The organism is Streptomyces sp. NPDC001663 (assembly GCF_042893105.1).
Classification (GTDB): Bacteria; Actinomycetota; Actinomycetes; order Streptomycetales; family Streptomycetaceae; genus Streptomyces.
Genome location: NZ_JBIAUR010000025.1, coordinates 89911 through 102301, shown reverse-complemented (window position 1 = coordinate 102301; position 12391 = coordinate 89911). Strand labels below are relative to the sequence as shown.

The following is a 12391-nucleotide window of genomic DNA, read 5'->3' as shown; positions in this document are numbered from 1 at the left end:
TTCGGCTGGTGGGGACTGCGCCCAACGGTCACATACCGGCCGGGGCCAGCACGATGTCGAAGGAGACCCGGGACCATGAGCCGTCCACCGCGCGGCCGTCCGGCGTCGGGGAGCCGGGGGCCTGGCGTTCGAACCCTTTCACCAGGGACGGCTTGACCCCGAACACCGTGTCCGAGTCGAGCAGTTGGTCACCGCGGACGAAGATGTGGGTGACCAGCGTGCGCTGGCCTGCGGCGCTGACCATGAAGTGCAGATGCGAGGCCCGCATGGGCGATCGGCCGACGGCCGCCAGCATCTTGCCCACGGGACCGTCGTACGGGATGGGATACGGCGTCGGTGTGACGCCCCAGAACGAGTAGCGTCCCTCGGCATCGGAGAACAGATGGCCACGGGCGGCGGCCCGGCCGTCGTCGTGCTGGACGTCGTAGAGGCCTTCCGCGTCGGCCTCCCAGACCTCGATGCGAGCGCCGGAGACCGGGCGCCCGTCGCTGTCGGAGACGGTGCCTTCGACCCAGCACGGTTCACCTGCCGCGCCGGCGGAGATGGAGCCGCCGATGGGGATCTCGGGGCTGTTCTCGACGAAGAACGGACCGAAGACGGTTGCCTCGGTCGCGTCGCCGTACGCCTCGTTGTTGATGCCGATGGTCTGCATGGAAAGGCCGAGCACGTCTGAGAGCAGGATGAATTCCTGGCGCTTGTCGTCCGTCATGTGCCCGGTGGCGGTGAGGAACTCAATTCCCTTGGTCCACTCCTCCTCGGTCAGGCGGACCTCGCGGACGAAGGCATGCAGATGGCGCACGAGCGAGGACATCAGCTGCTGGAGTCGCGGGTCGGAGCAGTCGTCGAAAGAACGGACCACACGCTCAACCAGGTCCGCCTCGCGACGCTCCTGTTCGGCGGAGACGGTGTCGGTCATCGGGGCTCTGCTCCTTCCCAGGCCGCGCACAGCAGCCCGGTGATGTTGTCGAGGGTCACGGGGGTCGGATTGCCCGGCGGCACAGCGGCGAGGACCGCTTCCGCGGCGGGGACGATGCCGGACTCCGGCATGCCGTAGTCGCGAAGAGCCCGGGGCGCGTCGAGCCGAGTGCGCAGCCGGGCGAGCCCGCCGGTCGCGGAGTCGGCGTCGAGGGCGGCGGCGATACGTCGCTCGGCGTCCGGCGCCGACGGCGCGTTGAAGGCGAGCACGTGAGGAAGGACGACAGCATGGGTCTGGGCGTGCGGGAGGTCGAACATGCCGCCGAGTACGTGGCAGATCTTGTGGTGGAGCCCTGATCCCGCCGAGGCGAACACCACCGCTGAGAGGTAGGCGCCGTACAGGGCGTGCTCACGCCCATCGAGGCCGCCCGGCTCGGCGGCGACCAGCGGCAGTCCGATGCGCAGGGCCCGGATGCCCTCGCCGGCCAGGGCCCGGTCGATCGGGTCGGCCCGCGGGGCCCACATCGAATCGACGCAGTGTGCCAGGGCGTTGAGGCCGGACGCCACGCTCAGGTCGACCGGCAGGGTGAGCATGAGCGTCGCGTCGTACACGATTGTTCGCGGGAGAACCCGGGGGTCGGTGCCGGTGGTCTTCCGGGCGTGCTCGGTGAGTCCCCAGACGTTGGTGGCCTCCGAGCCGGCGTATGTGGTCGGCACCGCGACGATGGGCAGACCGGTGGTGAGCGCCACGGCCTTGGCGAGGCCGGTCGTCGAGCCGCCGCCGATGCAGACGAGCGCGTCGACGCGATGGGCGCCGGCCTGTTCTCTGGCCCGCTCGGCGACCTCGACCGGTACGTGCATGGCCACCTCGTGGTGCCAGTGCGCCACGGGCAGCTGTGCGGCGACCCGGTGGGCGAGTTCGCTTTCGGCCTCCGCGGCGATCACCATGACCCTCGTTGCGCCGAGCTCCTTGATCTCGTCCACCAGGTTCTCCGCTGCCGCGGCCGAGGCGAACCGCACGCGCTGCGCGAGGGTGTCGTGGTCGAAGCGCATGTCGTTCACGCCTTCCCCAGGATCTGGCGCATCGCCGAACGCAGCGCGCCCTCGGGGTCCTCGGGCATGGTCATCGAGCGCCAGGCGATGTGCTTGTCGGGTCGCACCAGTACGACACCGCTCTCGTCGACCTCACGCAGCCTCGCCCAGTCGTAGTAGAGGTCGGTGACCTCCTGGCCCGGCCCGATGACGACGGACCCGAGCGGAATCCCGAACTCGTGCGCGACCTTGTCGGCCACCGAGGCCCACTCCTCGCCGGCGATGCCGGTGACGAGGGTGAAACGGTCGTAGGGGGCGAGGTCCATCATCGCCGTCCTGTGCATGGTGTCACCGACCCAGGCGTGCGGCAGGTGCGAGCCGGGCACGGTGGACATCTCGTAGTACAGGTCGGGATCACGGCTGGGCTCGGGCAACGAAGATCCGTCGGAGACGACCGCGGCCGACCGGTAGTACTGCCCGAGGTCCACCCCGTGGGCGTTGAACTCGTAGTTCTTGAGTTCCATCGCGTCGACCAGAGCGGCGCGCTTGGCCGCGCCCTCGGGCGTGTTGGCCTTCCGCTCCTCGATCGCCGCGACCATCTCCTCCTCCGTCGTGGCGTCGAGCAGTCCGAGCACCTCGAAGAACTGCACGAACTCACGGCTGGACCGGTTCGCCCGCCGGACGATGCGCTCGGCGACCGGCGCCCGCTCGGCCGAGTAGGTGTCGAGCAGGCTCCGGTCGGCCTGACCGCGCAGCACGAGGGCGAGCTTCCAGGCCAGGTTGTACGAGTCCTGGATCGAGGTGTTGGAGCCCAGCCCGTTGCTCGGCGGGTGCCGGTGGATCGCGTCCCCGGCGCAGAAGACGCGGCCCTTCTGCAGGTGCTTGGCGTACATCTCGTTGTTGCCCCACAGGCTGGTGCCGGTGATCTCGACGTCGATGTCGGGCATACCGAGGAGATCGCGCACGATCTGGGTCGCGGACGCCTCGTCGACGACGGGCGGCTCGTCGTTGATGTCGTAGCCCCAGACGATCAGCCACTCGTTCCACGGACGCACCATGCGCACCAGTCCGGCCCCGATGCCTCCGACGTTCGCGCCCGGCTGGATCACCCAGTACAGGACCGAGGGCCGGTGACCGACGTAGGCCTCGATGTCGGCCTTGAACGTGATGTTCATCGATCCGGCGATGTCCATCGCGCCTTCGTACGGCAGGCCGATGTCCGCGGCGACCTTGGATCGGGCACCGTCGGCGCCGATCAGGTACTTGGCCCGGATGGTGTACTCCACCCCGGTCAGCCGGTCCCGGGCCAGGACGTCGACGCCGTCCGCGTCCTGCACGTGCGAGACGTACTCCGTGGAGAACCGCGTCTGCGTGCCTCGCACGGTCGCGTTCTTGACCAGGATCGGCTCGAGATAGGTCTGCGGGATGTCCACCACGAGGCAGGGCGACGCCAGTTGGTAGTCGGCCTCCCGCGCCGGGTGGGTGCCCCAGGTATGGATACGCCCGATCTCCTCACCGGCGATCGACGTGCAGAAGACCGTGTCGCCGACCAAGTGGTGCGGCGTGGCATCGGCCAGGACCTGCTCCTCGATGCCCATGTCCCGGAAGATCTCCATCGCCCGCTGGTTGGTGATGTGAGCCCTTGGCGTGTTCGCCGTCCACCGGTACTTCGTGATCACCATGTTGTCGACGCCCAGCGTCGACAGGAACAACGCCGCCGACGCGCCGGCCGGTCCGGAGCCGACGATGAGGACGTCGGTCTCGACCACCGACGACGCGGGCGGACGGGTCTCGGGCTGACCGTCGTCGAACACGGGCATGTGCCACACCTTTCCTCGTCCCGGACAGGGGCACCGGGCTGGTGCGTACGAGTGTCAGCGGTCACACCCGGGTCGGCGAAACGATCCGGACCGAGATGGCGGAAATGAGGATCGCGGGAGTCGACCGGTCAGGCGGACCCGGCTCGAACCTCGCCGGCGGTGATGCCGAACCGCTCGCGGAAGGTGCGGGAGAAGTACGCGAGCGACGTGAAGCCGCATCGTGCCGCCACGTCCGACGTGCGAAGGCCGCCGGTCGGCTCGCAGGTCAGCATGCTGTACGCCGCATCCAGCCGGCGCGACAGGATGTGTCCGGGCACGCTGGTGCCGGCGGCCGCGAACAGCCGCGACAGGTGTCGTTCGCTGATGCCTGTGCCGGACGCGATGTCGGCCGCGCGGAGCGTCGGATCGGTGAAGCGCTCCTCGATGAACGTCCGAGCCGCTGCTCTGTGTGCCACCGGCAGGCCGACGTGGTCGGGGGCGGCGAGCACCGATACGAGTTCGACGACCGCCTGCTCGTCCGCCGGCATCGGGCGATCCCGGCGCACTGCACGTCCCGTGAGCCGGGCCAGGGCGCGACCGTGCGGGTTCTCGCCGGCGCCCACGTCGACGACGACAGGGGCGGGCACGGTCGCCAGTCCGGTGAGCGCGGAGAACTCCGCACGGGGAACCTTCACGGCCAGTTCTTCGAGTCCGCGGCCGAAGCCACGGCGGAAGGGACGGTCGGCATCGCAGACGAGGAGCTGTCCTGGCCGCAGCACCCGACGGTGTCCGTCCTGCTCGAAGACCGCCTCGCCCGTGATGGTCATGTAGACGGCGATCGCTTCGGTGGGCCTGGCCTCGACCAGCTCGGCAGAGCGCTCGACCACGTGTCGGGTCCCGCGTACCCGGGCGAGATGGACCCGCTCCAGCTGGAGGTTCACCTCTACCGCCGCGAACGACCGAGCCGCCGGTGGCCGACAGGCGAGGGCGATCAAGGACTCCGCGTTGTGCCGCTCCCAGAGCTCCACCTGGCGGTCCGGCTCGATCTGCGCCGTGGCGAAGTGATGGGCTCTGGGGATTGTGACGGCGCCGATCATGCTGCACCTGCCTGCTCCATACCGACCGCACCACAGTGTGCGTCGGGGCCAAGAATCGGAACGGTACCGCCGGGCTCCCGGTTCCGTAAACGGACGGTGCACCCTCGCGCCTACGGCTGCCCGGTACCGCTCGACATGTACTGCTCGATCATCGCCGCGATCCGTTCGGTGGCCCGCGAGTTCCGCAGCGGCCGGCGTGCGAGCCCAAGCGTGACGGTCTCGGTCTCGGCGAGCGGGACGTAGACGACCCGGTCGAGGCGGAGGCTCTGTACCGATTCCGGGACCAGTGCGACACCATGGCCGGCCGCGACGAAGACCACCAGGGTGGAGGTCTCGCCCACCTCCGTCAACGGCGAGGGTACGAAGCCGGCACGGGCGCAGGCCGCGAGGACCCGGCCGTGCATCGAGGACCGGCCCTGGGAGGGATGGACGACGAAGGGCTCGTCGGCGAGTTCCGCGAGGGCGACCCGGCTCCGGTCGGCCAGCCGGTGTCCGGCGGGAAGGGCGGCCGCCAGCCGTTCGGACCGCAGAGCGGTGAAGGTGAGGCCGACGTCCGGCAGGGCGTCGGAGCGCAGCAGGGCGAGATCGTAGGCGCCGTCCCGAAGGCCTTCGACCAGCGCGGGGTTGAGCAGTTCGCCGTGCAGTTCGAGAGCCACGTCCGGGAGCTGCTCCCGTACCCGTCGGGCGATCTGCGGCAGGACGTCGTACGTGGCTGTGCCGACGAAGCCGATGGACACCCGCCCCGCCCGGCCGGTGGCGAGCAGCGTCATCTGCTCCTCGGCTCGTCCGACCTCGGCCAGGATCGACCGTCCATGGGCGACCAACTGACGGCCGGCCTCGGTGAGTTCGACCCGCCTCGTCGACCGTGTGAACAGCGTCGTGCCCAGCTCGCGCTCCAACTGCTTGAGCTGCTGGGAGAGGGCGGACTGGGCCACGTGGAGTCGCTCGGCGGCGCGGCCGAAGTGGCACTCCTCGGCGAGTGCGAGGACGTAGCGGATCTGGCGGAGCTCCATGACCGCAGCTTATCTCCATTGGTGATTAATCATGCGCCAATAGATATTGGACGTGATTAATGGAGCGGGCCTAGCGTCGCTTCCATGGTTGCCAGCTTCGTTTACAGCGCAGTGCGAACACCCTTCGGCCGCTATGGCGGGGCACTCGCCGGGGTCCGGCCCGACGACCTCGCCGCCACCGCGGTCTCGGCGGTGCTGGACAAGGTGCCCACGCTCGATCCCGCCGCCCTCGACGATGTGATGTGGGGCAACGTCAACGGTGCGGGCGAGGACAACCGCAACGTCGGCCGGATGGCGGTCCTCCTGGCGGGGCTGCCGACGACGGTGCCCGCGACGACCGTGAACCGGCTCTGCGGCTCCTCGCTCGACGCGGCGATCATGGGCTCGCGCGCCGTGGAGAGCGGTGACGCCGACATCGTCCTGACGGGTGGGGTGGAGTCGATGACCCGGGCGCCGTGGGTGCTGCCCAAGCCGTCCCGGGCCTTCCCCGCCGGCGATGTGACCGCCGTGTCGACCACCCTGGGCTGGCGCATGGTCAACGAACGCATGCCGAAGGAGTGGACCGTCTCCCTGGGCGAGGCCAACGAGCAGCTCGCCGACCGGTTCCGGATACCCAGGGAGCGCCAGGACGAGTTCGCCGCCCGCTCCCACACCCTCGCGCACGCCGCCTGGGAGTCGGGCTTCTACGACGACCTGGTGATACCAGTCTTGGTGGACGGCGAGACCGTCCTGTCCCGTGACGAGGGCATCCGGCCCGGATCCTCTCCGCAGAAGCTGGCCGGCCTCAAGCCCTCCTTCCGGCCCGACGGCTGCATCACGGCAGGCAACGCCTCGCCGCTCAATGACGGTGCGTCCGCCGTGCTGATCGGCTCCGAGGCGGCCGCCTCCCGGATCGGCAGCGCGCCGCTGGCCCGGATCGCCGGGCGCGGGGTGTCGGCGCTCGAACCGCAGATGTTCGGGTTCGCGCCGGTCGAGGCGGCCGAGCGGGCGCTGAAGCGGGCCGGGATCTCCTGGGCCGACGTGTCGGCGGTCGAGCTCAACGAGGCCTTCGCCGTTCAGTCCCTGGCCTGCGTGGACGCCTGGAAGATCGACCCGGCGATCGTGAACACCAAGGGCGGCGCCATCGCCGTCGGCCATCCACTCGGGGCCTCCGGCGGCCGGATCCTCGGCACGCTGGCCGCGCGTCTGCGCGCGTCGGGACAGCGGTGGGGAGTCGCCGCGATCTGCATCGGCGTCGGACAGGCGCTGGCCGTGGTCCTGGAGAGTGCGGCATGAGCGCTCGGGTGTACGGGGATCCCGACGAGGCCGTCGCCGGGATCGAGGACGGGTCGACCGTACTGGTGGGCGGGTTCGGCATGGCCGGTATGCCGGTCGAGCTGATCGAGGCGCTCATCCGGCAGGGCGCGACCGAGCTGACCGTGGTGTCGAACAACGCCGGAAACGGCGACACCGGGCTCGCCGCTCTGCTGGACAAGGGGCGGGTGCGCCGGATCGTGTGCTCGTTCCCCCGGCAGTCCGACTCGTGGGTCTTCGACCGGCTGTACCGCGAGGGACGCATCGAACTGGAGGTGGCCCCGCAGGGCACGCTCGCCGAGCGGCTGCGCGCGGCCGGTGCCGGGATCGGCGCGTTCTACTCCCCCACCGGGGCCGGCACCCTGCTCGCCGAGGGCAAGGAGACCCGGGAGATCGCGGGCCGCACGCATGTCCTGGAGTACCCGATCAAGGGGGACGTCGCGCTGATCGGTGCCCACCGGGCCGACCGGATGGGCAACCTCGTCTATCGCAGGACCGCCCGCAACTTCGGGCCGGTCATGGCCACGGCGGCGACCACGGTCGTGGCCCAGGTGCAGGAGATCGTCGACGTCGGCGCGCTCGATCCCGAGGCCGTGGTGACCCCCAGCATCTATGTCGACCGCGTCGTACAGGTGGTGCCCGCAGCATGATGAATCCGACGAGCTCGCCTCTGCCCCTCGTGGAGCACCTCGACCGGGGGCCGCTGACCAAGCACGAGATGGCCGCGCGGGTGGCGCGTGACATCCCGCACGGCTCCTACGTCAACCTCGGCATCGGCCAGCCGACCCTGGTGGCCGACCATCTGCCGGAGGGGGCGGGGGTGGTGCTGCACACCGAGAACGGCATGCTCAACATGGGCCCGGCGGCCCAGGACGGGCAGATCGATCCCGATCTCATCAACGCGGGCAAGATCCCGGTCACCGAACTGCCCGGAGCCGCCTACTTCCACCACGCCGACTCCTTCGCCATGATGCGCGGCGGTCACCTCGACATCTGCGTACTGGGCGCCTTCCAGGTGTCCTCGACCGGCGACCTCGCCAACTGGCACACCGGCGCCCCCGACGCCATCCCGGCCGTCGGCGGGGCGATGGACCTGGCGATCGGCGCCAACCGGGTGTTCGTGATGATGACGCTGTTCACCAAGCAGGGCGTGCCCAAGCTGGTCCCGGAGTGCACCTACCCGCTCACCGGCGTCGGCTGCGTCGACCGCGTCTACACGGACTTCGCGACGTTCCAGGTCGGTCCCGGAGGCGCCACCGTCCTTGAGACCTTCGGCATTCCGTACGACGACCTCGCACAGCGCCTTGAAGTCGCTCTGTCTCGTCCGGCCGGGACCTGAGGTGTGCTTGCGCGGACGCTCTCGTGCACGTACGCGGTGTGTCTCTGTACGAAGGCGGTGGCCGCTCGTGCCAGGTCTTGCCCGCACATGCGGGTGAAGGAGCGTATGCACAACGGTTTCCCGGCGCCCCGAGGACGCGTCGCCTGTCCGCTCACAGCGTCTTCGTCTCCGGTCCTTCGGGTGCTCGCTCCTTGTCCGGTCCGTCGGCGAGCCTCTTTTCGGGAAGCGCGACGGCCAGTGCGGTACCGACAAGGAACAGCGGGACCAGGTAGGCGAAGACCGGTGTCAGGGCGTGCTGGTAGGCCGCAACCACGGCGTCCTGGACACGGGCCGGCAGGGCATGGACGAGTGCGGGGGTCAGGGAGTCCGTGTCACCGACCGTCTTGAGGTCACTCGAGGAGAGCCGAGTGCCGAGTTGGTCGGTCAGGCGGCTGGTGAAGACCGCGCCGACCGCGGCGGTCCCGACCGTCGCGCCGATCTCGCGGAAGAAGTTGTTGGCGGAGGTCGCGGTGCCCACGTCGGCGGCGGGGAAGGCGTTCTGCACGGCCAGGACGAGGGTCTGGGACATGAGGCCGATGCCCACGCCCATCAGGAAGAGGTACCCGCAGAGCAGGGCGAGGGGGGTGTCCACCTCGAGGGTGGACAGCATCAGGGCGGTGACGGCGATGACGAGCGAACCAGCGATCGGGTAGATCCTGTAGCGGCCGGTCCGGCTCATCCGCAGGCCGACCGGCAGGCTCGCACCCATCAGACCGACAACCATCGGCAGCAGCAGCCAGCCGGACTGTGCGGCGGTGACGCCGTAGACCATCTGCAAGTACGTCGGCATGTAGCTGACGACCGCGAACATCCCGACGCCGATCACGATCATGCCGACAAGGGTGGCGATGTCGAAGATGGGGCTGCTGAACAGGCGCAGAGGGATGATCGGTTCGGGCACGCGGCTCTGCGAGTAGAAGAACAGGATCCAGGATCCGGCGCCCGCACCGGCGAGGCAGAGGGTGAGCGGGTCGCTCCAGGCGTACTCGGTGCCGCCCCAGTCCGCGAACAGGACGGTACAGGTGACGGCCGCCGTCATGAGCGTGATGCCGATGTAGTCGACCGTGGCCCTGAGTTCCTTGCGCGGCAGGTGCAGCGCCACGGCACACACGGCGAGTGCGAGCAGGCCGACTGGCAGGTTGATCCAAAAGCACCAGCGCCAGCCGATGCCGTCGGTGAACCAACCGCCGAGCAGCGGGCCGACGACAGATGACAGTCCGAAGATGACACCGATCGGAGCCATGTACTTCGCGCGCCGGCGGGGCGGTACCAGGTCGGCGACGATCGCCTGTGAGGTGATCATCAGCCCGCCGCCGCCCAAGCCCTGGACGGCCCGGCCGATGATCAGCATCGGCATGTCCTGCGCGGATCCTGCGATCGCGGAACCTGCAAGGAAGATGACGATTCCGCCGAGGTAGAGGTTCTTACGGCCGAGCAGATCACCGAGGCGGCCGTAGATGGGCATCACAACGGTGGCGGCCAGGATGTAGGCCGTGGTCACCCACGCCATGTGTGTCACACCGTGCAGTTCGCCGACGACGGTGGGCAGTGCGGTGCTGACGATGGTCTGGTCGAGCGAGGCGAGCAGCATCACGGCCATCAGGCCCGCGTATATGAGTCCGAACCGGCGCTGCCCGTCGGAGGAGTGCCGCTTGTCCTCCGGCGAGCGGGCCACAGAGAGGGAGTCACTCATCGGTTCTCCGGGATTGGGGGGAGGGCGAGTCGGGGCCGGGCGGCCTTGTGGCTGGCGGCGCATCAGGTCGCGAGAAGGGTCTGCAGGAGATCGGCGAAACGCTCGGCATACGGCACGGCCGAGTCGTCGCTCTCTGGGGATTTGTCGCTCGTCCAGCGCGCCGGCGCCGGGCCTGTCGCAGCGCCGCGGCATGGGTCTCGGGTCGTACGGAGACCAGGACGGGTTCGCGTGTCACGGCATGTGAAGTGCCGTTCCTGATCGACGCTTTCTGTCCTCCGGTGGAATCAGAGCACCCGAGCCGGTCCCCTCGCGGCGGCGACTGTCGCAAAGCGCCGGCAGGATCCCCCGGCCTCCTGCCGAACGACGTCACGCCATCACGCCGTCACGCCGACTCGGTGGCCTGCTCGGGAGCGGTCCCGATCTTCCACGGCGACGGGAACTTCGGCAGCACCGCCGCCAGGACGACGGCGACCACCGTCAGCGCGGTGAGCGCGAGCACCGGCACCGTGTAGCTCCCGGTCGAGGTCTGCACCGCACTGACCAGGAACGGCGACATACCGAGCGACAGGGTGGAGATGGCCAGTGTCAGTCCCTGCAGCTGCGCGAACGAGGCGAGGCCGAAGTACCGCGCGATGAGGAAGGGTCCCAGCGACGACTCGGCGCCGGTGGCGAAGCCGAGGAGGATCATCGCGACGAACAGCAGCGGCGTCGAGCCGTGATTCAGGAACGCGATCAGGAGCCCCACCGGCACCGCCGCAAGCATCGGAACCACCACCCGGGGCCGGTCTGTCCTGTCCAGGATCATCCCGCCGATGAGAAGCCCGGCAACCGACGCGGCGAACAGCGCGGACAGGGACAGTGAGACCGTCGCCTCGGTGAATCCGCGCTCGTCGAAGAAGTCGACCGCGTTCTGCCGCACGGTCATCGGGCCGGCTGCGGCGAAGGCGAGGGAGACCGTGATGGAGATCCAGACCCGCGTCCGGACCGCCTTGCGCAGCGGGATGCCCGGAAGCTGCGGCAGCCCTGCCTCGGGCCCCGTCGCGCGCAGCTTCGTCGGCTCCATCGGCTCTGTCAGTTGCATCGGCCCGGTCGGCGCCGTCGGCTGCACCGGCACCGTCGGCTCCGAGATGAGGAACACGGTGGTGGGGATCGCCACGACTGCGATCGCCGCAGCCACGAGTAGGTAGGTGCCCTTCCAACCGAGGCCGGCGCTGCCGCTGATCAGCCACTGGAAGACGGGTGAGAACACGGCGGCGGCCACACTGGAGGCGACGCCTATGAGGGCGAATCCGATGCCCCTGTGCTGCGGCAGCCAGGTCGAGACGACCTTGAAGACGACAGCCAGACCTGACATGAAGCCGAACACCGACGCCAGGATCAGCACGACCGCCAGCGCCGGCACGTTGGACCCGCATACCGGGACGAGGGCCGTCAGCGCCGCGTAGAGGACAGCGGAGGGGATCGCGACCCTGCGTGCGCCCAGTCGATCCACCCAACGGCCCGCGAAGGGCAGGACGATCGGCCCGATCAGCAGCGGGACGGAGACGAACACGAGAATGCCGACGGATTTGGCGGCGCCCGTGTCCTTGGCGAACGACGGCACGATGAACGTCGTCATCGCAGAGAGACCGGAGGGACTGACCAGCATGAGGAGGAGACAGCCGGTCAGCGCGGCCTTGGCGCTCGCAGGTGCCTTCCAGAGGTCGGCGAGGTAGGACTTCCAGCCTGCTTCGGACGAAGACGGGGCGGTGTCGCCCCTGGGCACGGAAGTGGTCATGGGAAAGCCTCCGTTACGGATGCACCGCGGCCCCATTGGCGCGGCGAGCTATTCAGAGGGCGGCTCAATCGGTCATGGGCTGGGGTGCTGTGGAACGCTTCGTTCCTGACCAGCTGTGGGAGTTGTTCCGGCGCGTGGTGCCTGCGGCGATCGTGTTCTTCGCCATCTCCCGGGGTGCTGCCGGCGTCAACTGCTGCCTTGCATAGGCCCGTTGGGCCCGGCCGCGCACCGGCACCGAACCGGGTGGATTCGTGCCCGGGTCTCTGCCAGTGCGCGGCCGGCCCTGGACGAACTCGTCAGCCGCGGCGAGCTGGACCGGTGTCGGTGCACGATCGGCTCCGACAACATGAGGGCTCCGGTGAGCACTTGCTCGCATTCGCCGGTATCGCCGCAG

10 protein-coding genes are annotated in these 12391 nt (G+C 69.4%); 3 read left to right on the top strand and 7 right to left on the bottom strand.

The genetic code is table 11. The features are described from left to right. Positions 1–28: 28 nt before the first annotated feature. The 5 genes from ACFY1L_RS50130 to ACFY1L_RS50110 form a co-directional block, all read right to left on the bottom strand. The gene (locus ACFY1L_RS50130) at positions 29–916 is read right to left on the bottom strand and encodes an intradiol ring-cleavage dioxygenase (RefSeq protein WP_388841676.1); all 888 of its coding nucleotides are present in this window, start codon (positions 914–916) and stop codon (positions 29–31) included. Further along, positions 913–1968: a maleylacetate reductase gene (locus tag ACFY1L_RS50125; protein ID WP_388841884.1), complete on the bottom strand. Its 1056-nt coding sequence runs from the start codon at positions 1966–1968 to the stop codon at positions 913–915. Before ACFY1L_RS50125 ends, ACFY1L_RS50130 begins: the two co-directional genes overlap by 4 nt. A gap of 5 nt (positions 1969–1973) precedes the next feature. Further along, complete coding sequence (locus tag ACFY1L_RS50120) at positions 1974–3767, bottom strand: FAD-dependent oxidoreductase (RefSeq protein WP_388841673.1); 1794 nt, start codon at positions 3765–3767, stop codon at positions 1974–1976. 128 nt (positions 3768–3895) lie between these two features. After that, complete coding sequence (locus ACFY1L_RS50115; RefSeq protein ID WP_388841670.1) at positions 3896–4843, bottom strand: helix-turn-helix domain-containing protein; 948 nt, start codon at positions 4841–4843, stop codon at positions 3896–3898. Positions 4844–4953: 110 nt separating this feature from the next. Beyond that, the gene (locus ACFY1L_RS50110; protein ID WP_388841667.1) at positions 4954–5856 is read right to left on the bottom strand and encodes a LysR family transcriptional regulator; all 903 of its coding nucleotides are present in this window, start codon (positions 5854–5856) and stop codon (positions 4954–4956) included. Between the two features lie 84 nt (positions 5857–5940). On the opposite strand from ACFY1L_RS50110, the gene ACFY1L_RS50105 reads away from it, so the two are divergent. From ACFY1L_RS50105 to ACFY1L_RS50095, 3 genes are read left to right on the top strand one after another with little or no spacing between them, the layout of a single operon-like run. Further along, positions 5941–7131: a thiolase family protein gene (locus ACFY1L_RS50105; protein ID WP_388841664.1), complete on the top strand. Its 1191-nt coding sequence runs from the start codon at positions 5941–5943 to the stop codon at positions 7129–7131. Then, on the top strand, positions 7128–7799 hold the full coding sequence (locus ACFY1L_RS50100; RefSeq protein WP_388841661.1) for a 3-oxoacid CoA-transferase subunit A: 672 nt from the start codon (positions 7128–7130) through the stop codon (positions 7797–7799). Before ACFY1L_RS50105 ends, ACFY1L_RS50100 begins: the two co-directional genes overlap by 4 nt. Further along, positions 7799–8488: a 3-oxoacid CoA-transferase subunit B gene (locus ACFY1L_RS50095; RefSeq protein WP_388841881.1), complete on the top strand. Its 690-nt coding sequence runs from the start codon at positions 7799–7801 to the stop codon at positions 8486–8488. The genes ACFY1L_RS50100 and ACFY1L_RS50095 overlap by 1 nt, the downstream gene beginning before the upstream one ends. Positions 8489–8639: 151 nt before the next feature. Here the strand turns inward: ACFY1L_RS50095 and ACFY1L_RS50090 are convergent, their stop codons facing one another. Beyond that, positions 8640–10220: an MDR family MFS transporter gene (locus ACFY1L_RS50090; protein WP_388841658.1), complete on the bottom strand. Its 1581-nt coding sequence runs from the start codon at positions 10218–10220 to the stop codon at positions 8640–8642. Positions 10221–10602: 382 nt separating this feature from the next. Beyond that, positions 10603–11997, bottom strand: coding sequence for an MFS transporter (locus ACFY1L_RS50085; protein ID WP_388841655.1), 1395 nt, complete (start codon positions 11995–11997; stop codon positions 10603–10605). Positions 11998–12391 lie beyond the last annotated feature (394 nt).

Excerpts from the sequence above, each read along its gene's own strand:
- ACFY1L_RS50100 (WP_388841661.1), top strand. The coding sequence starts at position 7,128 with ATGAGCGCTCGGGTGTACGGGGATCCCGACGAGGCCGTCGCCGGGATC.
- ACFY1L_RS50090 (WP_388841658.1), bottom strand. The coding sequence starts at position 10,220 with ATGAGTGACTCCCTCTCTGTGGCCCGCTCGCCGGAGGACAAGCGGCAC.
- ACFY1L_RS50130 (WP_388841676.1), bottom strand. The coding sequence starts at position 916 with ATGACCGACACCGTCTCCGCCGAACAGGAGCGTCGCGAGGCGGACCTG.
- ACFY1L_RS50120 (WP_388841673.1), bottom strand. The coding sequence starts at position 3,767 with ATGCCCGTGTTCGACGACGGTCAGCCCGAGACCCGTCCGCCCGCGTCG.
- ACFY1L_RS50105 (WP_388841664.1), top strand. The coding sequence starts at position 5,941 with ATGGTTGCCAGCTTCGTTTACAGCGCAGTGCGAACACCCTTCGGCCGC.
- ACFY1L_RS50095 (WP_388841881.1), top strand. The coding sequence starts at position 7,799 with ATGAATCCGACGAGCTCGCCTCTGCCCCTCGTGGAGCACCTCGACCGG.
- ACFY1L_RS50125 (WP_388841884.1), bottom strand. The coding sequence starts at position 1,968 with ATGCGCTTCGACCACGACACCCTCGCGCAGCGCGTGCGGTTCGCCTCG.
- ACFY1L_RS50115 (WP_388841670.1), bottom strand. The coding sequence starts at position 4,843 with ATGATCGGCGCCGTCACAATCCCCAGAGCCCATCACTTCGCCACGGCG.
- ACFY1L_RS50085 (WP_388841655.1), bottom strand. The coding sequence starts at position 11,997 with ATGACCACTTCCGTGCCCAGGGGCGACACCGCCCCGTCTTCGTCCGAA.
- ACFY1L_RS50110 (WP_388841667.1), bottom strand. The coding sequence starts at position 5,856 with ATGGAGCTCCGCCAGATCCGCTACGTCCTCGCACTCGCCGAGGAGTGC.